This window comes from Streptomyces sp. NPDC048671 (assembly GCF_055587045.1).
This window is the reverse complement of sequence record NZ_JBVJHB010000009.1, coordinates 382,695-405,134: the sequence shown is the minus strand read 5'-3', so window position 1 is coordinate 405,134 and position 22,440 is coordinate 382,695. Positions and strand designations below refer to the sequence as shown.

General features: G+C 70.4%; 20 protein-coding genes. 1 reads left to right on the top strand and 19 read right to left on the bottom strand.

What is annotated here, in order from left to right; translation table 11 throughout:
* Positions 1 to 70: 70 nt before the first annotated feature.
* The 6 genes from carB to pyrR form a co-directional block, all read right to left on the bottom strand.
* A complete protein-coding gene (carB, locus tag ACZ6S6_RS20780) occupies positions 71 to 3,379 on the bottom strand; it encodes a carbamoyl-phosphate synthase large subunit (protein ID WP_362964855.1) in 3,309 nt (1,102 codons plus the stop codon).
* Positions 3,372 to 4,529, bottom strand: coding sequence for a glutamine-hydrolyzing carbamoyl-phosphate synthase small subunit (gene carA / locus ACZ6S6_RS20775; protein WP_362964857.1), 1,158 nt, complete (start codon positions 4,527 to 4,529; stop codon positions 3,372 to 3,374). Before carA ends, carB begins: the two co-directional genes overlap by 8 nt.
* On the bottom strand, positions 4,526 to 5,113 hold the full coding sequence (locus tag ACZ6S6_RS20770) for a PH-like domain-containing protein (RefSeq protein ID WP_469706499.1): 588 nt from the start codon (positions 5,111 to 5,113) through the stop codon (positions 4,526 to 4,528). The genes carA and ACZ6S6_RS20770 overlap by 4 nt, the downstream gene beginning before the upstream one ends.
* Positions 5,110 to 6,396 (bottom strand): dihydroorotase, encoded by a 1,287-nt coding sequence (locus tag ACZ6S6_RS20765; RefSeq protein WP_469706498.1) that lies wholly within the window; start codon positions 6,394 to 6,396, stop codon positions 5,110 to 5,112. The genes ACZ6S6_RS20770 and ACZ6S6_RS20765 overlap by 4 nt, the downstream gene beginning before the upstream one ends.
* A 2-nt stretch (positions 6,397 to 6,398) precedes the next feature.
* Positions 6,399 to 7,394 carry an aspartate carbamoyltransferase catalytic subunit gene (locus ACZ6S6_RS20760; protein ID WP_362964863.1) on the bottom strand — a complete coding sequence of 332 codons (996 nt, stop codon included), beginning with the start codon at positions 7,392 to 7,394 and terminating at the stop codon, positions 6,399 to 6,401.
* Between the two features lie 86 nt (positions 7,395 to 7,480).
* On the bottom strand, positions 7,481 to 8,065 hold the full coding sequence (gene pyrR, locus ACZ6S6_RS20755) for a bifunctional pyr operon transcriptional regulator/uracil phosphoribosyltransferase PyrR (RefSeq protein WP_362964865.1): 585 nt from the start codon (positions 8,063 to 8,065) through the stop codon (positions 7,481 to 7,483).
* Between the two features lie 223 nt (positions 8,066 to 8,288).
* Between pyrR and bldD the strand changes: the two genes are divergently transcribed.
* A complete protein-coding gene (bldD, locus tag ACZ6S6_RS20750; RefSeq protein ID WP_014157378.1) occupies positions 8,289 to 8,789 on the top strand; it encodes a transcriptional regulator BldD in 501 nt (166 codons plus the stop codon).
* Between the two features lie 169 nt (positions 8,790 to 8,958).
* Here the strand turns inward: bldD and nusB are convergent, their stop codons facing one another.
* The 13 genes from nusB to ACZ6S6_RS20685 all read right to left on the bottom strand — a co-directional run bounded on the left by nusB (position 8,959) and on the right by ACZ6S6_RS20685 (position 22,389).
* Positions 8,959 to 9,390 carry a transcription antitermination factor NusB gene (gene nusB, locus ACZ6S6_RS20745; protein ID WP_024490948.1) on the bottom strand — a complete coding sequence of 144 codons (432 nt, stop codon included), beginning with the start codon at positions 9,388 to 9,390 and terminating at the stop codon, positions 8,959 to 8,961.
* Between the two features lie 2 nt (positions 9,391 to 9,392).
* Positions 9,393 to 9,959: an elongation factor P gene (gene efp, locus ACZ6S6_RS20740; protein WP_024490947.1), complete on the bottom strand. Its 567-nt coding sequence runs from the start codon at positions 9,957 to 9,959 to the stop codon at positions 9,393 to 9,395.
* Between the two features lie 50 nt (positions 9,960 to 10,009).
* Positions 10,010 to 11,116, bottom strand: coding sequence for an aminopeptidase P family protein (locus ACZ6S6_RS20735; RefSeq protein WP_469706497.1), 1,107 nt, complete (start codon positions 11,114 to 11,116; stop codon positions 10,010 to 10,012).
* Positions 11,117 to 11,198: 82 nt separating this feature from the next.
* Positions 11,199 to 12,107 (bottom strand): Pro-rich N-terminal domain-containing protein, encoded by a 909-nt coding sequence (locus ACZ6S6_RS20730; protein ID WP_469706495.1) that lies wholly within the window; start codon positions 12,105 to 12,107, stop codon positions 11,199 to 11,201.
* 139 nt (positions 12,108 to 12,246) lie between these two features.
* Positions 12,247 to 12,687, bottom strand: coding sequence for a type II 3-dehydroquinate dehydratase (aroQ, locus tag ACZ6S6_RS20725; RefSeq protein WP_329617346.1), 441 nt, complete (start codon positions 12,685 to 12,687; stop codon positions 12,247 to 12,249).
* On the bottom strand, positions 12,684 to 14,318 hold the full coding sequence (gene aroB / locus ACZ6S6_RS20720; protein ID WP_469706494.1) for a 3-dehydroquinate synthase: 1,635 nt from the start codon (positions 14,316 to 14,318) through the stop codon (positions 12,684 to 12,686). Before aroB ends, aroQ begins: the two co-directional genes overlap by 4 nt.
* Positions 14,315 to 15,499: a chorismate synthase gene (aroC, locus tag ACZ6S6_RS20715; RefSeq protein ID WP_362964873.1), complete on the bottom strand. Its 1,185-nt coding sequence runs from the start codon at positions 15,497 to 15,499 to the stop codon at positions 14,315 to 14,317. Before aroC ends, aroB begins: the two co-directional genes overlap by 4 nt.
* Positions 15,500 to 15,645: 146 nt before the next feature.
* Positions 15,646 to 16,482, bottom strand: coding sequence for a shikimate dehydrogenase (locus tag ACZ6S6_RS20710; protein WP_469706493.1), 837 nt, complete (start codon positions 16,480 to 16,482; stop codon positions 15,646 to 15,648).
* A complete protein-coding gene (mltG, locus tag ACZ6S6_RS20705) occupies positions 16,469 to 18,340 on the bottom strand; it encodes an endolytic transglycosylase MltG (RefSeq protein WP_469706492.1) in 1,872 nt (623 codons plus the stop codon). The genes ACZ6S6_RS20710 and mltG overlap by 14 nt, the downstream gene beginning before the upstream one ends.
* A gap of 96 nt (positions 18,341 to 18,436) precedes the next feature.
* Entirely contained in the window at positions 18,437 to 18,910 is a 474-nt protein-coding gene (gene ruvX / locus ACZ6S6_RS20700; RefSeq protein WP_362964879.1) for a Holliday junction resolvase RuvX, read from the bottom strand.
* A gap of 8 nt (positions 18,911 to 18,918) precedes the next feature.
* A complete protein-coding gene (gene alaS, locus ACZ6S6_RS20695) occupies positions 18,919 to 21,588 on the bottom strand; it encodes an alanine--tRNA ligase (protein ID WP_469706491.1) in 2,670 nt (889 codons plus the stop codon).
* On the bottom strand, positions 21,588 to 21,941 hold the full coding sequence (locus tag ACZ6S6_RS20690; RefSeq protein ID WP_469706490.1) for a DUF6167 family protein: 354 nt from the start codon (positions 21,939 to 21,941) through the stop codon (positions 21,588 to 21,590). The genes alaS and ACZ6S6_RS20690 overlap by 1 nt, the downstream gene beginning before the upstream one ends.
* A gap of 7 nt (positions 21,942 to 21,948) precedes the next feature.
* Positions 21,949 to 22,389 (bottom strand): DUF948 domain-containing protein, encoded by a 441-nt coding sequence (locus tag ACZ6S6_RS20685; protein WP_469706488.1) that lies wholly within the window; start codon positions 22,387 to 22,389, stop codon positions 21,949 to 21,951.
* Between the last annotated feature and the right edge of the window lie 51 nt (positions 22,390 to 22,440).

Here is a 22,440-nt window from a genome sequence, read left to right as displayed (position 1 = left end):
CGGGGGTGTCCTCGGTGTTCTCACGAAGAGGGGGGACACCGTTTCCGGTGTCCCCCCTCTGCTGGCTTCTCTAGTCGCGGGCCGCGGTCAGACGTTCCGCGTGTTCCTGGAGGGAACGGACGCCCACGTCGCCGTGGTTGAGGGCGTCGATGCCCTGGACCGCCGCGGCGAGCGCCTGGACCGTGGTCAGGCACGGTACGGACCGGGCGACGGCCGCGGTACGGATCTCGTAGCCGTCGAGCCGGCCGCCGGTTCCGTACGGCGTGTTGACGATGAGGTCGACCTCGCCGTCGTGGATCAGCTGGACGATCGTCTTCTCACCGTTGGGGCCCTCGCCCTCGGACTGCTTGCGCACGACGCGGGCGTTGATGCCGTTGCGCTTGAGCACCTCGGCGGTGCCGGAGGTGGCCATCAGCTCGAAGCCGTGGGCGACCAGCTCGCGGGCCGGGAAGATCATCGAGCGCTTGTCGCGGTTGGCGACCGAGATGAAGGCGCGGCCCGTGGTGGGCAGCGGGCCGTACGCGCCGGCCTGCGACTTGGCGTAGGCCGTGCCGAAGACCGAGTCGATGCCCATGACCTCGCCGGTGGAGCGCATCTCCGGGCCGAGGACCGTGTCGACGCCGCGGCCGTGGATGTCGCGGAAGCGCGACCACGGCATGACGGCCTCCTTGACGGAGATCGGCGCGTCGAGCGGCAGCGTGCCGCCGTCGCCGTGCCTGGGGAGCAGGCCCTCCTCGCGCAGCTGCGCGACGGTCGCGCCCAGCGAGATCCGGGCGGCGGCCTTGGCGAGCGGGACCGCGGTCGCCTTCGAGGTGAAGGGGACGGTGCGCGAGGCGCGCGGGTTGGCCTCCAGGACGTAGAGGATGTCGCCGGAGAGCGCGAACTGGATGTTGATCAGTCCGCGTACGCCGACGCCCTTGGCGATGCCCTCGGTGGAGGTCCGCAGCCGCTTGATGTCGTAGCCGCCGAGGGTGATCGGGGGCAGCGCGCAGGCGGAGTCCCCGGAGTGGATACCGGCCTCCTCGATGTGCTCCATGACGCCGCCGAGGTAGAGCTCGGTGCCGTCGTAGAGCGCGTCGACGTCGATCTCGATGGCGTCGTCGAGGAAGCGGTCGACCAGGACCGGCCGGGTGGGGCTGATCTCGGTGGACTCGGAGATGTACGAGGCGAGCCGGGTCTCGTCGTACACGATCTCCATGCCTCGGCCGCCGAGCACGTACGAGGGGCGTACGAGGACGGGGTAGCCGATCTCGTCGGCGATGGCCTTGGCCCCGGCGAAGGTGGTGGCGGTGCCGTGCTTCGGGGCGGGCAGACCGGCCTCGGCCAGGACCTGGCCGAAGGCGCCGCGGTCCTCGGCGGCGTGGATCGCCTCCGGCGGGGTGCCGACGACGGGCACGCCGTTGTCCTTGAGCGCCTGGGCCAGGCCGAGCGGGGTCTGGCCGCCGAGCTGCACGATGACGCCCGCGATCGGGCCCGCGAGGGACTCCGCGTGCACGATCTCCAGCACGTCCTCAAGCGTCAGCGGCTCGAAGTAGAGGCGGTCGGAGGTGTCGTAGTCCGTGGAGACGGTCTCCGGGTTGCAGTTGACCATCACGGTCTCGTAGCCGGCGTCGCTCAGCGCGAAGGAGGCGTGGACGCAGGAGTAGTCGAACTCGATGCCCTGGCCGATGCGGTTGGGGCCGGAGCCGAGGATGATCACCGCGGGCTTGGTGCGGGGCGCGACCTCGCTCTCCTCGTCGTAGGAGGAGTAGAAGTACGGCGTCTTCGCGGCGAACTCGGCGGCGCAGGTGTCGACCGTCTTGTAGACCGGGCGGATGCCGAGCGCGTGCCGCACCTCGCGGACGACGTCCTCGCGCAGGCCGCGGATACCGGCGATCTGGGCGTCCGAGAAGCCGTGCCGCTTGGCGTCGGCCAGCAGTTCGGGCAGCAGCTTGTCGGCGGCGGCCAGCTCGTCGGCGATCTCCTTGATCAGGAAGAGCTGGTCGACGAACCAGGGGTCGATCCTCGTGGCGTCGAAGACCTCCTCCTGGGTGGCGCCGGCCCGGATCGCCTGCATGACGGTGTTGATCCGGCCGTCGGTCGGGCGGACCGCCTCGGCCAGCAGCTCCGCCTTGTCGCCGGGCTCGCCGGTGAAGGTGAACTGCGAGCCCTTCTTCTCCAGGGAGCGCAGGGCCTTCTGCAGCGCCTCGGTGAAGTTCCGGCCGATCGCCATGGCCTCGCCCACCGACTTCATGGTGGTGGTGAGGGTGGAGTCGGCGGAGGGGAACTTCTCGAAGGCGAAGCGCGGGGCCTTGACCACGACGTAGTCGAGGGTCGGCTCGAAGGAGGCCGGGGTCTTCTCGGTGATGTCGTTGGGGATCTCGTCGAGCGTGTAGCCGACGGCCAGCTTGGCGGCGATCTTGGCGATCGGGAAGCCGGTGGCCTTCGACGCCAGTGCCGAGGAGCGGGAGACGCGCGGGTTCATCTCGATCACGATGACCCGGCCGTCGACCGGGTCGATGGCGAACTGGATGTTGCAGCCGCCGGTGTCGACGCCGACCTCGCGGATGATCGCGATGCCGATGTCGCGCAGCCGCTGGTACTCGCGGTCGGTGAGGGTCATCGCCGGGGCGACGGTGATGGAGTCGCCCGTGTGGACGCCCATCGGGTCGAAGTTCTCGATGGAGCAGACGACCACGACGTTGTCGTTCCGGTCGCGCATCAGCTCCAGCTCGTACTCCTTCCAGCCGAGGATGGACTCCTCCAGGAGCACCTCGGTGGTCGGGGAGAGCGTGAGGCCCTGTCCGGCGATGCGGCGCAGCTCCTCCTCGTCGTGGGCGAAGCCGGAGCCGGCGCCGCCCATCGTGAAGGAGGGGCGTACGACGACGGGGTAGCCCCCGAGCGTGTCGACGCCCTTGATGACGTCGTCCATGGAGTGGCAGATGACGGAGCGGGCGGACTCGCCGTAGCCGATCTTCGCCTTGACCGCCTCGACGACGCCCTTGAAGAGTTCGCGGTCCTCGCCCTTGTTGATGGCCTCGACGTTGGCGCCGATGAGCTCGACGCCGTACTTCTCCAGCACACCGTTCTCGTGCATGGAGATCGCGGTGTTCAGCGCGGTCTGGCCGCCCAGGGTGGGGAGCAGCGTGTCGGGGCGCTCCTTGGCGATGATCTTCTCGACGAACTCGGGGGTGATCGGCTCGACGTAGGTGGCGTCGGCGATCTCCGGGTCGGTCATGATCGTCGCCGGGTTGGAGTTCACCAGGATGACGCGCAGGCCCTCGGCCTTGAGGACGCGGCAGGCCTGGGTGCCGGAGTAGTCGAACTCGGCGGCCTGGCCGATGACGATCGGACCGGAGCCGATGACCAGGACGGACTGGATATCGGAGCGCTTAGGCACGCTGGCCCTCCATCAGGGATACGAAGCGGTCGAAGAGGTACGCGGCGTCGTGCGGGCCGGCGGCCGCTTCGGGGTGGTACTGGACGCTGAAGGCCGGCCGGTCGAGGAGCTGGAGGCCCTCGACGACCTGGTCGTTCAGGCAGACGTGGGAGACCTCGGCCCGCCCGTAGGCGGTGTCGGAGACCTTGTCGAGGGGGGCGTCGACGGCGAACCCGTGGTTGTGCGCGGTGACCTCGACCTTGCCGGTCGAGCGGTCCTGCACGGGCTGGTTGATGCCGCGGTGGCCGTACTTCAGCTTGTAGGTGCCGAAGCCGAGCGCGCGGCCCAGGATCTGGTTGCCGAAGCAGATGCCGAAGAGCGGGGTCTTGCGCTCCAGGACGCCCCGCATGACGGAGACCGGGTGGTCGGCGGTGGAGGGGTCGCCGGGGCCGTTGGAGAAGAAGACGCCGTCGGGCTTCACCGCGTACACCTCCTCCAGGGTGGCGGTGGCGGGCAGGACGTGCACCTCGATGCCGCGCTCGGCCATCCGGCGCGGGGTCATGCCCTTGATGCCGAGGTCGACCGCGGCGACGGTGAACTTCTTGGTGCCGATCGCGGGGACGACGTAGGCCTCCTTGGTGGCGACCTCGGCGGAGAGGTCGGCGCCGGCCATCTCGGGGGCCTGGCGCACCCTGGCGAGCAGGGTGCCCTCGTCGGCGAGTGCGTTGCCGGAGAAGATGCCGACGCGCATCGCGCCGCGCTCGCGCAGGTGGCGGGTGAGGGCGCGGGTGTCGATGCCGCTGATCCCGACGACGCCCTGGGTCGTGAGCTCCTCGTCGAGCGAGCGCCGCGAGCGCCAGTTGGAGGGCACCCGTGCGGGGTCGCGCACGACGTAGCCGGCGACCCAGATCCGCTTCGACTCGGGGTCCTCGTCGTTCACACCGGTGTTGCCGACGTGCGGGGCGGTCATCACGACGACCTGGCGGTGGTACGAGGGGTCGGTCAGCGTCTCCTGGTAGCCGGTCATGCCGGTGGAGAACACCGCCTCGCCGAAGGTCTCCCCCACAGCCCCGTAGGCGCGGCCGCGGAAGGCGCGGCCGTCCTCCAGGACGAGTACGGCGGGAGACACCCTATCCCTCTTCGAGGCGTGCCCCGGATTGGAGATCGTCATCGTGCGGTGCCTTCCGTAGAGCTGGTGAGGTGGTTGACGGCCTCGACCCAGGCAGGGTGTTCGGCCGAGTGGTCGGAGCGGAATCCGGAGTCGATCAGCTGGTCGCCGAGCGCCCAGGTGATGATCAGCAGACCGCCCTCGGGGAGGACCTTGCCCGCGAGGGCCTTGTCGGTGCGGGCCGCGCGCAGGTCGGCGGCGGGGACGAAGAAGTCCGCCGCGCCGGGCCGTACGACGTCGAGGCCCTGATCGGTGAGGGTGAGCTCGACGCGGCTGCGGGTGCCGAGGCCGTGGGCGACGATGCGGTCGAGCCACTGCCCGGCCGTCGTCGAGGCGTGGTAGCGCCCGGTCAGGGTGAGCAGCTTCTCGCCGTCCGCGAAGCCGTCCGGGCGGGCCGCGAGGTCGGGCAGGCCGGACTGGAGGCTGCCGCGCCACTTCCATCCCTGGCGCATCAGCCAGTAGACGAAGGCGACGAGGACGGCCAGCCCGATCACCCAGCTGATCCGGGCGGACCAGTCGGTCACCTCCGCCGACTTCTGCTCGGCGGCCAGTTGGTACAGCTGATGGTTGAGGCTGAGTGTTGTCACGCGAGTTTCCCGTCGACGACCGTGGCACGGCCCCGCAGGAAGGTGTGGGTCACTCGGCCCGGCAGCTCGCGCCCCTCGTACGGAGTGTTGCGGCTGCGGGAGGCGAAGCCCGCGGGGTCCACCGCCCCACGGTATGCCGGATCGACCAGGGTGAGGTTGGCGGGCTCACCCGGGGCGACGGGCCGGCCGTGGCCGTCCAGCCGGCCGATGGCGGCCGGGCGCAGCGACATCCGGTCGGCGACGCCGGCCCAGTCGAGGAGTCCGGTCTCGACCATCGTCTGCTGGACCACGCAGAGCGCGGTCTCCAGGCCCACCATGCCCATGGCGGCCGCGGCCCACTCGCAGTCCTTGTCCTCGTGCGGGTGCGGGGCGTGGTCGGTGGCGACGCAGTCGATGGTGCCGTCGGCGAGGGCCTCGCGCAGGGCCAGGACGTCGGCCTCGGTGCGCAGCGGCGGGTTCACCTTGTAGACCGGGTTGTAGGACCGTACGAGCTCGTCGGTGAGGAGCAGGTGGTGCGGGGTGACCTCGGCGGTGACGTTCCAGCCCTTGGACTTGGCCCAGCGGACGATCTCGACGGATCCGGCGGTCGACAGGTGGCAGATGTGCACCCGGGAGCCGACGTGGGCGGCGAGCAGCACATCGCGGGCGATGATCGACTCCTCGGCGACCGCGGGCCAGCCGCCGAGGCCGAGCTCGGCCGAGACGATGCCCTCGTTCATCTGGGCGCCCTCGGTGAGGCGGGGCTCCTGGGCGTGCTGGGCGACGACTCCGTCGAACGCCTTCACGTACTCCAGGGCGCGGCGCATGATCACCGCGTCGTGGACGCACTTGCCGTCGTCGGAGAAGACCTTCACTCCGGCGGCCGAATCGTGCATGGCGCCGAGTTCGGCGAGCTGCTTGCCCTCCAGGCCGACGGTGACGGCGCCGATGGGCTGCACGTCGCAGTAGCCGGACTCCTTGCCGAGCCGCCAGACCTGCTCGACGACGCCGGCGGTGTCGGCGACCGGGAAGGTGTTGGCCATGGCGTGCACGGCGGTGAAGCCGCCGACCGCCGCGGCCCTGGTGCCGGTCAGGACGGTCTCGGAGTCCTCCCGGCCGGGCTCGCGCAGGTGGGTGTGGAGGTCGACCAGGCCGGGCAGCAGGACCTGGCCCGCCGCCTCGACGACGGTGGCGCCGGCGGCGTCGAGGCCGGTGCCGACCGCCGCGACGGTCTCGCCGTCGATCAGGACGTCCATCGGCTCGCCGCCGAGGATCTTCGCGCCGCGGATAAGGATCTTGCTCATGGTTACTTGTTCTCCTCGGTACGGGCGGCGGGCGACGGTTGGGAGGGGGCGGCGGGTCCGGAGCCGCCCAGGAGCAGGTAGAGCACGGCCATCCGGATGGAGACCCCGTTGGCGACCTGCTCGACGACCGTGCACCGGTCGGAGTCGGCGACCTCGGCGGTGATCTCCATGCCGCGGACCATCGGTCCTGGGTGCATGACGATGGCGTGCTCGGGCATCTTGGCCATCCGCTCGCCGCCCAGGCCGTAGCGGCGGGAGTACTCCCGCTCGGTCGGGAAGTACGCGGCGTTCATCCGCTCACGCTGCACACGGAGCATCATCACCGCGTCCGACGCGGGCAGCACCTTGTCGAGGCTGTAGCTGACGTCGCACGGCCACTGTTCGACGCCTACGGGGACCAGGGTCGGCGGGGCCACCAGCGTGACGTGGGCGCCGAGGGTGGTCAGCAGGTGGACGTTGGAGCGGGCGACCCGGCTGTGCAGGATGTCGCCGACGATCGTGATCCGGCGTCCCTCCAGGTCCTTGCCGAGTCCGGCGTCGGCCCCGACCAGCCTGCGGCGCATGGTGAACGCGTCCAGGAGGGCCTGGGTCGGGTGCTCGTGGGTGCCGTCACCGGCGTTGACGACCGCGCCGTCGATCCAGCCCGAGGTGGCCAGGCGGTAGGGGGCGCCGGAGGCGCCGTGACGGATGACGACGGCGTCCGCGCCCATCGCCTCCAGGGTCAGGGCGGTGTCCTTGAGCGATTCGCCCTTGGAGACGGAGGAGCCCTTGGCGGAGAAGTTGATGACGTCGGCGGACAGCCGCTTGGCGGCCGCCTCGAAGGAGATGCGGGTCCGTGTCGAGTCCTCGAAGAAGAGGTTGACGACGGTGCGGCCGCGCAGGGTGGGAAGCTTCTTGATCGGCCGGTCCGCGACCCTGGCCATTTCCTCGGCGGTGTCGAGGATCAGGACGGCGTCGTCGCGGGTGAGGTCGGCGGCCGAGATGAGGTGACGCTTCATCTGGGTGTTCTCCGGGTGGCTGGAGGGTTCAGGCGTGCGGGCGTGCGGAAGCCGCGGTACGGCGGATGAGCCGTACGGATGCGCAGCTACTGCTCGACCGCCGGGGCGGCCCGCCCGATGCCGAGCAGCACGGCGTCGCGGCCGTCCTCCTCGTCGAGCTGGACCTTGACCGTCTCCCGCAGCGACGTGGGGAGGTTCTTGCCGACGTAGTCGGCGCGGATCGGGAGTTCGCGGTGTCCGCGGTCGACCAGGACCGCGAGCTGCACCGCGCGGGGCCGGCCGATGTCGCCGAGCGCGTCGAGCGCGGCACGGATCGTACGGCCGGAGAAGAGGACGTCGTCGACGAGGACGACCAGGCGGCCCTCGATGCCCTCGCCGGGGATCTCGGTGCGGGCCAGGGCCCGTGCCGGGTGCATCCGCAGGTCGTCGCGGTACATGGTGATGTCGAGGGAGCCGACCGGCATCTTCCGGCCGGTGATCTCTTCGAGCTTGTCGGCGAGCCGGCGGGCGAGGAAGACGCCCCGGGTCGGGATGCCGAGAAGCACCACATCGTCGGCGCCCTTGGCGCGTTCGACGATCTCGTGGGCGATGCGGGTCAGTACTCGGGCGATGTCGGGAGCCTCGAGAACGGGGCGTGCCGCATTGCCGGTGGCGTCGTGCTGTGCGTCCATAAGAAACGGACCTCCTTCTCCGCCTCTCTGGACGGATCTTAAAGGACGTCGAAATTGCGTCATCCACGTTACCAGGGCTTGTGCGGGGCCCTCGCAGCACCCCCGGGAGGTACCGGTCCGACCCTTTCAGCTTGACGCACCCAAGTAACGCTGCGTAACCTCACAGTGAGTTACCAGACCCACGCGGCGGAGCCGCGAAACGTTCCAGCGTCCCGGGAGCCTTATGTCCAGCGAATACGCAAAGCAGCTCGGGGCCAAGCTCCGTGCCATCCGCACCCAGCAGGGCCTCTCCCTCCATGGCGTCGAGGAGAAGTCCCAGGGCCGCTGGAAGGCCGTCGTGGTGGGTTCGTACGAGCGCGGCGACCGTGCCGTGACCGTACAGCGCCTCGCCGAGCTGGCCGACTTCTACGGTGTCCCCGTGCAGGAGCTCCTGCCCGGCACGACGCCCGGCGGCGCCGCCGAGCCGCCGCCGAAGCTCGTCCTGGACCTGGAGCGCCTCGCCCACGTCCCGCCGGAGAAGGCCGGACCCCTGCAGCGCTACGCGGCGACGATCCAGAGCCAGCGCGGCGACTACAACGGCAAGGTGCTCTCGATCCGCCAGGACGACCTGCGCACGCTTGCCGTGATCTACGACCAGTCGCCGTCCGTGCTCACGGAACAGCTGATCAGCTGGGGCGTACTGGACGCGGACGCGCGTCGCGCGGTCGCGCACGACGAGGGCTGAGCCCCTCAGCAGAAACGTACCGCCGGATCGGCGGGGCCCTTTCCCGGATGCCCCGCCGGTCCGGCGTTCCTGTTTTCCGGGGGCCGCGCCCGGCGGGCGGGCCCTAGTACGACGAAGGGCCCCCGGTCGGTCGACCGCGGGCCCTTCGTCGGCTGAGCTCCTGCGGCGGCTACTGCTCCCGGCGAAGGTTCGGCTTGAGGTCCTTGAAACGGGCCAGCAGGCCGTTCACGAAGGACGGGGAGTCGTCGGTGGAGAACTCCTTGGCGATCTGGACCGCCTCGTCGATCACCACCGCGTCCGGGGTCGCGTCCACCCAGATCAGCTCGTACGCACCGAGCCGCAGGATGTTCCGGTCGACGACCGGCATCCGGTCGATCTCCCAGTCCACCGCATAGGTGACGATGAGGTCGTCGATCCGGTCCGCGTACTGCGCGTACCCCTCGACAAGCTCCATCGTGTACTCGGTGACCGGCGGCTGACGGGTGTCGGACCGCGAGTGCCGCACCCAGTCCGCGAGGACCGTCTGCACGGACTCACCGCGCTGGTCGGCCTCGAAGAGGATCTGGAAGGCACGCTTGCGGGCCGTATTCCGGGCAGCCACGGTTAGCTGTTCACCCGGCCGAGGTAATCGCCCGAGCGGGTGTCGACCTTGATCTTCTCACCGGTCGTGATGAAGAGCGGGACACCGATCTCGTAACCGGTCTCCAGCGTGGCGGGCTTGGTGCCACCGGTGGACCGGTCGCCCTGGACGCCCGGGTCCGTGTGCTGGATGACGAGCTCGACGGCGGCCGGCAGCTCGACGTAGAGCACCTCGCCCTCGTGCTGCGCGACGGAGGCGGTGAAGCCCTCGATCAGGAAGTTGGCGGCGTCGCCGACGGACTTGCGGTCGACCATCAGCTGGTCGTACGTGTCCATGTCCATGAAGACGAAGTACTCGCCGTCCATGTACGAGAACTGCATGTCGCGTCGGTCAATGGTGGCCGTTTCGACCTTCACACCGGCGTTGAACGTCTTGTCGACGACCTTGCCGGAGAGCACGTTCTTGAGCTTGGTGCGCACGAAGGCCGGGCCCTTGCCGGGCTTGACGTGCTGGAACTCGACGACGGACCAGAGCTGGCCTCCGTCGAGCTTGAGCACCAGGCCGTTCTTGAGGTCGTTCGTGGAAGCCACGGTTGCGGAATCTCCTGGACTGAAGCTGGTGGAACGACCGAGGATCCGCGCTAGAGCGCGAGCAGCTCCTTGGTCGTAATGGTGAGTAGCTCGGGTCCGCCGTCCGCCTCGGGGCGCACGACGAGCGTGTCATCGATCCGGACCCCGCCCCGGCCCGGGAGGTGGACCCCGGGTTCGACAGTGACCGGCACACAAGCGTCCAGTTTACCCATGGCCGCCGGTGCCAGTTGCGGGTCCTCGTCGATTTCGAGCCCCACCCCGTGCCCGGTCCGGGCCGGGAGCCCCTCACCGTGGCCCGCGGAGTCCAGGAGGTGGCGGGCCGCACGGTCCACGTCGCGGTAGGCGGCACCGGGCACAAGTGCCTCCCGTCCAGCCCTCTGAGCGGCGAAAACCAGGTCGTAGAGCTCGATCTGCCAATCGGCCGGAGCCGTTCCGATGACGAAGGTACGGCCGATCTCGCACCGGTAGCCGCGGTAGTTCGCACCGAGGCAGACGGAGAGGAAATCTCCTTCCTCCACCCTCCGGTCCGAGGGCCGGTGACTGCCCCGGCCGGAGTTGGGGCCGGTGGCGACGGAGGTGGCGAAGGCGGGGCCGTCGGCGCCGTGGTCCACCAGCCGGCGCTCCAGTTCCAGCGCGAGGTGCCGTTCGGTACGGCCGACCAGGATCGATTCGAGGAGTTCGCCGAGCGCCTGGTCGGTGATCTCGGCGGCGATCCGCAGGCAGCCGATCTCCTCCTCGTCCTTGACGATGCGCAGTTGCTCGACGGTGACCCCGAGGTCGGCCAGCCGGAGCTTCGGGGCGACCGCGCCCATGGCCCGGTGCCGGGCCACCGTCAGATCGTGCTCCTCGACGGCCAGGGACTCCGCACCGCTGGAGGTGGCCAGATCCGCGGCGGCGACCACCGGATCGCCGCCGGTGACCGACAGCAGGTCCACCCGGAGCTGTTCGTCGGTACGTCCGTCGGCCGGGTCAGCGGTCGGGGGGCGCGGGCAGAGCAGAACGTCCTCGTCGGGGCCGAGCAGCAGCACGGCGCCCGGGGGCGCTCCCCCCGCCAGGTAGCGGACATTGGCGGGGCGGGAGACCAGGGCGGCCGCGGATCCGACGGCGGCGCACCGGTCGCGGAGCAGCCCGCGGCGGACGGCGTACACCTCTGACATGCATCGAGCGTACGAGCGCGGACGCGGGCCCGCGCGGTCAGCGCACCCGACCGGGGGGGGCGGCTCGGCAGGCGGGCGGCGGCTACCAGGCCGGGGGGCTGGCTATGGAGCGGGCGAGTATGTCGTCCAGGACGCGGGCGGTGGTCTCCACGTCGTACGTCGAGTTGTCGATGATCGGCAGCCCGGAGCCGTACCAGCCGGCCATCCGGCCGTGGATGCGGGCGACCTCCTCGTCCGAGAGGCGGCGGTTGCCGCTGCGGGCGGCGTTGCGCTCCAGGACGACCTCCAGGCCGGGCAGCAGAACGACGGGCAGCAGTCCGGGGCCGACGTGGCGCTTCCAGCCGCCGAGGCCGACCACGGGGCGGTCCGGGAAGACCGCGTCGTCGAGGATGCAGGAGATCCCGTTGGCCAGGAAGTTGCGGGCGGCGAAGCCGCAGGTGCGGCGGGCCAGCCGGTACTGGGCCTCCGACTGGTCGTTCCACCCCGCCTGCGGGTCCGCGAAGCCGGAGCAGACCCACTCGCGGACGTCGTCGAGGCTGACGTGGGCGGTGGGGACCCGGCGGCGGGCGGCCCAGAGCTTGGCCACGGTGGTCTTCCCGGCGCCTGCCGGGCCGATCAGGAGCACGGCGAGGGTCGCGGTGCCGGTACCGGGCTCGGCGGGCGGTGCGGGCAGCGGTACGGGCCCGCCGGGCGGCAGCTGGATGTGCCCGGTGGTCTCCCTGGAGACCGGCGCGGGCGCCTGGTGCGGTGCGGGCCCGCTCCAGCCCTGGTTCTGCCCCTGCCGGGCGGGCGGGGCCTGGAGCGGTGCGACGGGGTGGCCGGCGGGGGGCGGCGGGGCGGGACGGTTCGACGGGGGCGGGCCCGGGGGGCCGGCCGGGGGTGGGACCGGCGGGCCGGGATGGCCGGGGTGCTGGGCCTGGGGCGGCCGGCCGCCGGGCCCGTTTCCGGGTCCCTGGGGCGGCGGCAGCGGTGCCCCCACTGCGTGCTGCATCCGGTGGCACTCCGTCTCGTACAGGCAACTGGCGCTGGTGGAACGCCAACCGTACCGTCCCCGGCCGCCGCAGAGAGAACGGCCGGGGGCGGTGCGCAGTGCCCCGTCGGCCAAGTCGGCCGTCCGGTGCGACGGTTCGTCAGTCCGTCAGCTCGTCCGCGAGAGCGCGCAGGGCGAGCCGGTAGGAACCGATGCCGAATCCGGCCACGGTCCCGGTGGCGACCGGTGCGACCACGGAGTTGTGGCGGAATTCCTCCCGCGCGTACGGGTTCGAGATGTGCACCTCGATCAGCGGGGCGGTGCGCTGGGCGGCCGCGTCCCGCATTCCGTACGAATAGTGCGTGAAGGCACCCGGGTTGAGAACGACCGGAATTGAACCGTCCGCGGCCTCGTGGAGCCAGCGGATCAGCTCCCCCTCGTCGTTGGTCTCCCGGACGTCGACATCGAAGCCGAGCTCCTTGCCGAGGGTGCGGCAGGTGTCGACGAGTCCGGCGTACGAGGTGGCTCCGTAGACATCGGGCTCGCGGGAGCCCAGCCTGCCGAGGTTCGGCCCGTTGAGCACGAGGACCCGGCGGGTCACGCGGAGACCTCCCCGAAGGCGGCGAGCAGAACGGCCGGGTCGGGCCCCTCGAGGACGGTGGGCTTGCCGAGGGCGTCCAGGACGATGAAGCGCAGCAGGTCGCCGCGGGACTTCTTGTCGACCTTCATGTTCTCCAGCAGCTTGGGCCACTGGTCGCCGCGGTAGGTGAGCGGCAGTCCGACGGACTCCAGGACGGCGCGGTGCCGGTCGGCGGTCGCGTCGTCCAGGCGTCCGGCGAGCCGGCCCAGTTCGGCGGCGAAGACCATGCCGACCGAGACGGCCGCGCCGTGCCGCCACTTGTAGCGCTCGTTCTTCTCGATCGCGTGGGCCAGTGTGTGGCCGTAGTTGAGGATCTCGCGCAGCCCGGACTCCTTGAGGTCGCTGGAGACGACCTCGGCCTTGACCCGGATGGCGCGCTCGATCAGCTCGGAGGTGTGCGGTCCGGCGGGCGTGCGGGCGCCCTGCGGGTCCGCCTCGACGAGGTCGAGGATCACCGGGTCGGAGATGAAGCCGGCCTTGATGATCTCGGCCATGCCGCTGACGTAGTCGTTGACCGGCAGCGAGTCGAGGGCCGCGAGGTCGCAGAGCACTCCGGCCGGCGGGTGGAAGGCGCCGACGAGGTTCTTGCCCTCGGCGGTGTTGATGCCGGTCTTGCCGCCGACGGCCGCGTCCACCATGGCGAGCACGGTGGTGGGTACGGCGATCCAGCGCACCCCGCGCAGCCAGGTCGCCGCGACGAACCCGGCGACGTCCGTGGTCGCGCCGCCGCCCACCCCGACGATGACGTCGGTGCGGGTGAAGCCGGTCTGGCCGAGCGCCTTCCAGCAGTACGCCGCGACCTCGACGGTCTTGGCCTCCTCGGCGTTCGGCAGCTGGATGGCGATGGCCTCGTAGCCCTGGTCGGCGAGGTCCTGGCGGACCGCCTCGCCGGTGCCGGCGAGCGCCTCGGGGTGCAGGACCGCGACGCGCTTGACGCGGTCACCGATGAACGTGGGCAGCTCGCCGAGGAGCTGGCGCCCGATCACCACCTCGTACGGGTCGGTGCCCGCGCTGCCGGCGACCTGGATGCGGGTGGGGCCCTGATCGGTCATCGTTGCGTTCTCCCGGCCGGACGACGGCGCGTCCGGCAGTTCCAGTGCGTCGAGGACCGCCTGGGCGACCTCGTCCGGTGTGCGCTCGTCGGTCGCGACGACCGCGCGGGCCATGTCCGTGTAGAGGTGGCGGCGGGCCTCCATGAGTTCGCGCCACTGCCGGCGCGGATTCACGGCGAGCAGCGGACGCGCGGTGTTCAGCCCGACCCGCTTCACCGCCTCGTCGACGTCCATCGAGAGGTAGACGACGGCGTGGCCGGCCAGCAGGGCGCGCGTCGTCTCGTCGAGGACGGCGCCGCCGCCGAGCGAGAGCACGCCCGTGTGCTCGGCGACCGCGTCGCGGACGGCCCGGCTCTCCAGCTCGCGGAACCGCTCCTCGCCCTCGTCGTAGAAGATCTCCGCGATCGGCTTCCCGGCCGTGGCGACGACATCCGCGTCGGTGTCCCGGTAGGTGGTGCCGAGCCGTCCGGCGAGCAGCTCGCCGACGGTGGACTTGCCGACGCCCATCGGGCCGACGAGAACGACCAGCGGGGCGCTCATCGGATCTGCAGGTGGTCGAGGTACGACTGCACATTGCGGTGGGTCTCGGGGACGCTGTCGCCGCCGAACTTCTCCGCGACCGCGTCCGCGAGCACCAGCGCGACCATCGCCTCGGCGACGATCCCGGCGGCCGGAACGGCACAGACATCGGAGCGCTGGTGGTGGGCCTTGGCGGGTTCACCGGTCACCACGTCGACGGTGGCCAGGGCGCGCGGCACGGTGGCGATGGGCTTCATCGCGGCCCGCACGCGCAGCAGCTCACCGGTACTCAGCCCGCCCTCGGTGCCGCCTGCGCGGCCGGAGGCGCGCTTGATGCCGTCCTCGGTCACCAGGATCTCGTCGTGCGCCTGCGATCCGGGCACCCGGGCCAGATCGAAGCCGTCCCCGACCTCGACGCCCTTGATGGCCTGGATGCCCATGAGCGCGGCGGCGAGGCGGGCGTCGAGGCGGCGGTCCCAGTGCACGTGCGAACCGAGGCCGACCGGCACTCCGTACGCCAGCACCTCGACCACACCGCCGAGGGTGTCGCCGTCCTTGTGGGCCTGGTCGATCTCGGCGACCATCTGCTTGCTCGCGGCGGCGTCGAGGCAGCGCACCGGGTCCGCGTCGAGCTTCTCGACATCGGCGGGGACCGGGTAGACGCCGTAGGGCGCCTTGGCGGCGGCCAGCTCGACGACATGGCTGACGATCTCGATGCCGGCCGTCTCCTTGAGGTATGACCGGGCGACGGCCCCGAGGGCGACGCGCGCCGCGGTCTCCCGCGCGCTGGCGCGCTCCAGGATCGGCCGGGCCTCGTCGAAGCCGTACTTCTGCATGCCGGCGAGGTCGGCGTGACCGGGCCGGGGGCGGGTCAGCGGGGCGTTACGGGCCTGGGCGGCGAGTACGTCGGGGTCGACCGGGTCGGCCGACATGACCTGCTCCCACTTGGGCCACTCGGTGTTGCCGACCATCACGGCGACCGGCGAGCCCATGGTCAGGCCGTGCCGCACCCCGCCGAGGAAGGTGACCTCGTCCTTCTCGAACTTCATCCGGGCGCCGCGGCCGTATCCGAGCCGCCGCCGGGCGAGCGCGTCCGCCACCATCTCCGTGGTGACAGGGACACCGGCGGGTAGACCCTCCAGCGTCGCCACCAGTGCGGGGCCGTGCGACTCCCCCGCGGTCAGCCAGCGCAACCTGCTCAACGGTGCTCCTCATGCTCGCGCCTGAAAATCCAACGGCGCGACCGGGTGCGCGGCCCTGGCCCGCCGCCCCCGATCCTCCCACGGACGGGGACGCCGCCCGGCCGCCGGTCCAGCAGACGGACGGTTCCGGCCCGCCGGGAGCGGGGTCAGCGGGCGGCTAGTGCCCGCTCGCCGGCCTGCCGCATGGCGGCGAGAGGCGCCGGCGTACGGCCCGTCATCTGCTCGACCTGGAGGACGGCCTGGTGCACCAGGAGATCGAGACCTCCGACGACTGCACCGTCGCGGGCCGCCCAGGCGGCTGCGAGCCCGGTGGGCCAGGGCTCGTACAGCACGTCGAAAAGCGTGCCGGGAGCCTTCGGTACCGACTCCGTCAGCGCGTCGGTGGCCCCCGCCGGAGTGGTCGCGATGACCAGCGGGGCCCGCAGGGCCTGCTCGGCCTCTGCCCAGTCGGCGATGCGGACGTCGACGCCGAGCCGTTCGCCCCAGCCGCGCATCTCGTCACCGCGTTCCCGGCTGCGGACGTAGGCCGTGACCGGTCCCGTGCAGATCTCGGAGAGGGCGGCGAGGGCGGAGGAGGCGGTGGCTCCTGCGCCGAGGACGGCCGCGGACTCCGTCTTCTCGACGCCCCGCTCGCGCAGGGCGGCGATCATGCCGGGGATGTCGGTGTTGTCGCCCGTTAGCCGGCCGTCCTCGGTGAAGACGACCGTGTTCACGGCCTCGACCGAGGAGGCGGTCTCGCTGATCTCGTCCAGCAGGGGGATGATCGCCCGCTTGAGCGGCATGGTCAGCGAGAGCCCGGCCCAGGACCCGTCCAGCCCCTCGACGAACCCGGGCAGCGCTGACTCGTCGATCTCGAAGCGGTCGTAGGACCAGTCGTCGAGGCCGAGTGCGGCGTACGCGGCCCGGTGCAGGACCGGGGAGAGCGAGTGGGCGATGGGCGAGCCGAGAACGGCGGCGCGGTGGCGCCCGTCAGCCGATGCCATGGATTTCATTGAATTTCGCTGTGAGAATCGCATGCTCCGCAGCCGTCTTGGTGAACTCGGTCTTCTTGCCATCGAGCGAGATGAAGAACATCCATCCACCGGTAGTGGGACTGAGCGTCGCACGAAGGGCTTCGTCCCCGGGGTTACTGATGGGGCCGGGGGGAAGGCCGGCGTGGTAGTAGGTGTTATAGGGATCCGAATTGCTCCGGATCTTCTTGAGGTTAATCTTGATCTCGCTCTGCTTACTTAGGTAATTGAACGCGGAGTCGAATTCGAGCAACCGGTTCGTCGCCGTGTTGTCAGGCTTCAGGCGGTTGTAAACGACTTCGGCCATCTTGCGGAAGTCGTCATGCGTGAGACCTTCCGCCTGGACCAGACTGGCCACGGTCAGCACCTGCCAAGGACCGTCCAGCTTGTACTTCTTGGCGGTTCCTTCGAGGTCGAGCTTCTTGTACTCGTCGTTGGACCGCGAGACCATCTTCTCGAGAATTGTCTCCGGCTTGGATTCCTTCGTCACCGGATACGCGGCCGGGTAGAGGAATCCTTCCAGCGGGTCCTTGATGTCCTTGTTCTTACTCGCCCAGCCGGGCAGCCCCAGGTCGGACTTCTTGGACTTGGCGACGCCCTCGGTCGTGCCCTTCTTGAGGTGCAGCTTCTTGTCGATCATCGCGTAGACGGTGATGTTGCGGGTTCCCTCGGGAATCACCAGAAGGTTCTGGCTCTTCGGGTCGATCATCATCTTCAGGGCCTCGGCCGCGGACATCTTCTCGTGCAGGAGATAGACACCGGCCTGGATCGACTTCCCCTTGGGGTCCTTGCTCTGCGCGGAGACGAAGGCGTCGACGCTCTTGACCACACCCTGCTTCTTCAGGATGTTGGCGATGTCGTACCCGTACGAGCCCTTGGGGATCTCGATCTCGACGGTCCCCGAGCCGCTGCCCGCGTAGTCCTCCGCCGGGCCGAATTTGTCCTGGTAGTACGAGTAGCCGAAGTAGCCCACTCCGCCTACGCCGCCGACCATGACGAGCGAGATGACCAGGCAGGCGCAGCCGTTGCGCCCCTTCTTCTTCTTGCCCTTGCCCCGGCGCTCGTCCCCGCCTCCCCGGCGGGAGTCGCGGGGGTCATCGTCGTCGTCGTAGTCGTCGTCCTTGCCGTCGCTGTCGTCCACGCCCGTGAAGAAGGGGTGGGTCTCCTCCGGCTGGACCTCGGGGTCCCAGTCGGGGTTCTGCGCAGGCGTCTGCTCGGGTGCTTGTTCGGGTGTTTGTTCGGGTGCTGCCTGGCGGCGGCCCGGAGGCTGCGGAGGCGGGTAGGCCTCGGGGGTGCCGTAGTAGTCGTTCGTCTCGCCGTAGCCGTACCCGGCGGCGGGCTGGCCCTCGTACGGCATCGCGGCCGGCTGCTGGCCGGTGTCCCAGCCGCCGTTATAGGGAGGCTGCTGGGCGTACGGGTCCTGCTGGGCGCCGTACGGCTGCTGCTGCTGGTACTGCTGCTGGGCGTAGGGATCCTGCGGGTGCTGCTGCGGGTATGAGTCCTGCTGCTGCTGCTGTTGCTGCTGCGCGTACGGGTCGTGCTGCTGCTGCGGTTGGGCGTACGGGTCCTGCGGCTGCTGGTGCTGCTGGGCGTAAGGATCCTGTTGCTGGTGCTGCTGCTGCGCGTAGGGATCCTGCGGGTGCTGCTGCTGCGCGTACGGGTCCTGCGGCTGCTGCTGGGCGGCGTACGGGTCCTGCGGGTAGGGCTGCTGCTGGCCGCCGTACTGGCTCTGGCCGTGGGCAGGCTGCTGGCCTCCCCATCCCTGGTCCCCGTACAAGGGGTCCTCGGGATGCCACGGTTCGGAGCCGGGGCCCCGGCCATACTCAGTCATCGATCCCCTTGAGCCGCGAGACGACGTTCCGTCTCTTTGCTGTGCGGTGTTTGTTCGAACACCCGCCGCATCGCGCGGAACGTTACCGTATCGCGATCAGACAACCACTTCGACGCCCTCGCCGGGAGGATTACCCGAAGCCCGTTCGGACTCCAGAGCGTTCTGAAGGATCACCACAGCGGCAGCCTGGTCAATGACGGATCGGCCTTTTTTGGACTTCACGCCCGATGCGCGCAGGCCCTGACTCGCCGTCACTGTGGTCATCCTCTCGTCCACCAAACGCACCGGAATGGGTGCGACCGCGCGGGCGAACACGTCGGCGAAGGCGCGGACCTTGACCGCGGCCGGGCCCTCTCCACCGCCCAGGGACCGGGGCAGACCGACGATGACCTCGATCGGCTCGTACTCCGAGACGATCTGGCCGAGCCGCCGGTGGGCGGCCGGGACATCGCGTCCCGGCACGGTCTCCACCGGGGTGGCGAGGATCCCGTCGGGGTCGCACGAGGCGACCCCGATCCGGGCGTCCCCGACGTCGATCGCCAGCCGGCGACCGCGGCGCATCTGCGTCATGCCGGGCGTCACGCCGTCTCGGTGACGAGGCGTTCGACAGCGGCGACGGCGTCACCGATGGCGTCCGGGTTGGTGCCGCCGCCCTGGGCCACGTCCGGCTTGCCGCCGCCTCCGCCGCCGAGCGTCTTGGCGGCGGTGCGGACCAGGTCACCGGCCTTGAGGCCGCGCTCGCGGGCGGCCTCGTTGGTGGCGATGACGGTCAGCGGGCGGCCGTTGGCCGTGGTGAACAGGGCCACGACGGCCGGGCGGCCGCCCTGGATGCGCCCGCGCACGTCGAGGACGAGCCTGCGCAGGTCGTCGGCCGAGGTGCCGTCCGGGACCTGCCCGGTGACCAGGGCGACGCCCCGGACGTCAGAAGCGGATTCGACCAGTCCGGCGGCGGCCTGGAGGACCTTCTCCGCGCGGAACTTCTCGATCTCCTTCTCGGCGTCCTTCAGCTTGCCGAGCATCCCGGCGATCTTCTCCGGGAGCTCCTCGGAACGGCCCTTGACCAGCTCCTGGAGCTGGGCGACGACCGTGTGCTCCCTGGCGAGGAAGTTGTACGCGTCGACGCCGACGAGGGCCTCGATGCGGCGCACGCCGGAGCCGATGGACGACTCACCGAGCAGCTTGACCAGGCCGAGCTGGGCGGTGTTGTGGACGTGCGTACCGCCGCACAGCTCCTTGGAGAAGTCGCCGATGGTGACGACCCGGACCCGCTCGCCGTACTTCTCGCCGAACTCGGCGATGGCGCCCTGCTTCTTGGCGTCGTCGATGGACATGACCTCGGCCTGGACATCGAGCTCGCGGGAGAGCACGGCGTTGATCTTCTGCTCGACATCGGTGAGGACTGTGCCCGGCACGGCGGCGGGCGAACCGAAGTCGAAGCGGAAGCGGCCCGGGGAGTTCTCCGAACCGGCCTGGGCGGCCGTCGGGCCCAGGGCGTCGCGCAGCGCCTGGTGCGTCAGGTGGGTGGCGCTGTGGGCGCGGGCGATGGCGCGACGGCGGGTGTTGTCGATGGAGGCGAGGGCGGCGGCACCGACCGTCACCTCACCGACCTGGACGACGCCCTTGTGGACGTGGACGCCGGGAACCGGCTTCTGGACGTCGCGGACCTCGATCACCGCGCCGGTGTCGAGCCGGATCCGCCCGGTGTCGGCGAGCTGGCCGCCGCCCTCGGCGTAGAACGGGGTGCGGTCCAGGACGACCTCGACCTCGTCGCCCTCGGAGGCGGCGGGCGAGGGGACACCATTGACGAGGAGGCCGACGATCGTCGACTCGCCCTCGGTCGTGGTGTAGCCGGTGAACTCGGTGGCGCCGGAGTTGTCGGCGACCTCGCGGTAGGCGGACAGGTCGGCGTGACCGGTCTTCTTGGCCCGCGCGTCGGCCTTGGCCTTGTCCCGCTGCTCCTTCATGAGGCGGCGGAACCCGTCCTCGTCCACGGACAGGCCCTGTTCGGCGGCCATCTCCAGGGTGAGGTCGATCGGGAAGCCCCAGGTGTCGTGGAGCAGGAACGCCTTGTCGCCGGCGATGACCCGGCCGCCGGCGGCCTTGGTCTCGGTGACGGCGGTCTCAAGGATGTTGGTGCCGCCCTTGAGGGCCTTGAGGAAGGCGGCCTCCTCGGCTAGGGCGACGGTCTCGATGCGCTTGCGGTCGGTGATCAGCTCGGGGTACTGCAGCCCCATCGTGTTGATCACGACGTCGACCAGCTCGGTGACGACCGAGCCGGTGGCGCCCATCAGCCGCATGTTGCGGATGGCGCGGCGCATGATGCGGCGCAGCACGTAGCCGCGGCCCTCGTTGCCGGGGGTGACGCCGTCGCCGATGAGCATGACCGACGTACGGATGTGGTCGGCGACCACACGGAGCGAGACGTCCGTGGCCTGGGCGGCTCCGTAGCGCACACCGGTGAGCTCGGTGGCCTTGTCCATGACGACGCGCAGGGTGTCGGTCTCGTACATGTTCTGCACGCCCTGAAGGATCATCGCGAGGCGTTCGAGGCCGAGGCCGGTGTCGATGTTCTTGGAGGGCAGGTCGCCGAGGATCGGGAAGTCGTCCTTGCCGTCGCCGGCGCCGCGCTCGTACTGCATGAAGACCAGGTTCCAGATCTCCACGTACCGCTCGTCGTTGACGGCCGGGCCGCCCTCGGCCCCGAACTCGGGACCGCGGTCGTAGTTGATCTCGGAACAGGGACCGCAGGGACCGGGGACGCCCATGGACCAGAAGTTGTCCTTCTTGCCCAGGCGCTGGATGCGCTCGGCCGGCACACCGATCCTGTCGCGCCAGATCTGCTCGGCCTCGTCGTCGTCCAGATAGACCGTGATCCACAGACGCTCGGGGTCGAGACCGAAGCCGCCGTCCGCCACGGAGCCGGTGAGCAGCTCCCAGGCGTACTCGATGGCGCCTTCCTTGAAGTAGTCACCGAAGGAGAAGTTCCCGCACATCTGGAAGAAGGTGCCGTGCCGGGTGGTCTTGCCGACCTCTTCGATGTCCGGCGTACGGACGCACTTCTGCACGCTGGTGACGCGCGGGGCGGGCGGCTTGACCTCGCCGAGGAAGTACGGCTTGAAGGGCACCATGCCGGCCGGGACCAGCAGCAGAGTCGGGTCGTCCGCGATGAGCGACGCCGAAGGGACGACGGTGTGACCGCGCTCTTCGTAGAAGCTCAGCCAGCGGCGACGAATTTCAGCCGACTCCATCAGTGGTCCTCATTCCGGTTGTACGAGTTGTAGGGAAACTTGCGGTATCTGGCGGGCGTCTTGCGCGCGTCGGGCTCGGCCGCTTCGACGGCGAAGTGGCGCCGCACGGGGAGATCGGGGTCGACCGGGGCTTCGAGGCCCAGTGCCTCGCCCAGTTCGGCCTCGCGTCTGGCCATGCCGTCGCGGACGTCGAGGGCGAAGTCCTTGAGCTTGTGACCGGCCACGACCGCCTTGTCGGCGGCCTGCGCCGCAAGGCTCTCGGGGGTCAGCTGCTTGATCTTCCGGTTGACCTTGGCGGTGGCCCAGACCCCGGCGGCTGCGCCGGCGGTGAACCAGAACGTACGGCGGAACATCGCTGCGTCAGTCCTTCGATCCGCGGGAATTTCTGCCGTTGCGCTTCCTGCCACGCGCGGACGGCACGGTCCGGCCGACGATCACCGATCGCCGGGAACGCGCCTCCGGTTCGGGAGCGGCCTTGCGGCCGATGGCCTGCCGGACGCCGTAGCCGAACGCCGCGACCTTGACCAGCGGGCCGCCGAAGGCCGAGGCGACGGTGGTGGAGAGCGCGGAGGCGTTGGAGGTGACCTCCTGGACGTCCGTCGCGATCGCGTCGACCTTGTCGAGCTGGGTCTGCGCGGAACGTACGGTCGCGGAGGCGTCGGCGAGCAGCGGGACGGCCTGTTCGGTCACGTCCGCCACGAGTCTGGTGGTCGCCCTGAGCGTCTGGGCGAGCCTCACCAGCACGACGGCGAGGAACGAAACCAGGATCGCCCAGAAGACGGCCACCAGGATCCCGGCCACCTCACCACCGGACACAGTGCACCGCTCTCTCTCGCTTGTCGTCTGTCTCTG

Excerpts from the sequence above, each read along its gene's own strand:
- carA (WP_362964857.1), bottom strand. The coding sequence starts at position 4,529 with ATGACGATCTCCAATCCGGGGCACGCCTCGAAGAGGGATAGGGTGTCT.
- ACZ6S6_RS20765 (WP_469706498.1), bottom strand. The coding sequence starts at position 6,396 with ATGAGCAAGATCCTTATCCGCGGCGCGAAGATCCTCGGCGGCGAGCCG.
- ACZ6S6_RS20760 (WP_362964863.1), bottom strand. The coding sequence starts at position 7,394 with ATGAAGCGTCACCTCATCTCGGCCGCCGACCTCACCCGCGACGACGCC.
- pyrR (WP_362964865.1), bottom strand. The coding sequence starts at position 8,065 with ATGGACGCACAGCACGACGCCACCGGCAATGCGGCACGCCCCGTTCTC.
- bldD (WP_014157378.1), top strand. The coding sequence starts at position 8,289 with ATGTCCAGCGAATACGCAAAGCAGCTCGGGGCCAAGCTCCGTGCCATC.
- ACZ6S6_RS20735 (WP_469706497.1), bottom strand. The coding sequence starts at position 11,116 with ATGTCAGAGGTGTACGCCGTCCGCCGCGGGCTGCTCCGCGACCGGTGC.
- ACZ6S6_RS20730 (WP_469706495.1), bottom strand. The coding sequence starts at position 12,107 with ATGCAGCACGCAGTGGGGGCACCGCTGCCGCCGCCCCAGGGACCCGGA.
- aroB (WP_469706494.1), bottom strand. The coding sequence starts at position 14,318 with ATGAGCGCCCCGCTGGTCGTTCTCGTCGGCCCGATGGGCGTCGGCAAG.
- ACZ6S6_RS20710 (WP_469706493.1), bottom strand. The coding sequence starts at position 16,482 with ATGGCATCGGCTGACGGGCGCCACCGCGCCGCCGTTCTCGGCTCGCCC.
- mltG (WP_469706492.1), bottom strand. The coding sequence starts at position 18,340 with ATGACTGAGTATGGCCGGGGCCCCGGCTCCGAACCGTGGCATCCCGAG.
- ruvX (WP_362964879.1), bottom strand. The coding sequence starts at position 18,910 with ATGACGCAGATGCGCCGCGGTCGCCGGCTGGCGATCGACGTCGGGGAC.
- alaS (WP_469706491.1), bottom strand. The coding sequence starts at position 21,588 with ATGGAGTCGGCTGAAATTCGTCGCCGCTGGCTGAGCTTCTACGAAGAG.
- ACZ6S6_RS20690 (WP_469706490.1), bottom strand. The coding sequence starts at position 21,941 with ATGTTCCGCCGTACGTTCTGGTTCACCGCCGGCGCAGCCGCCGGGGTC.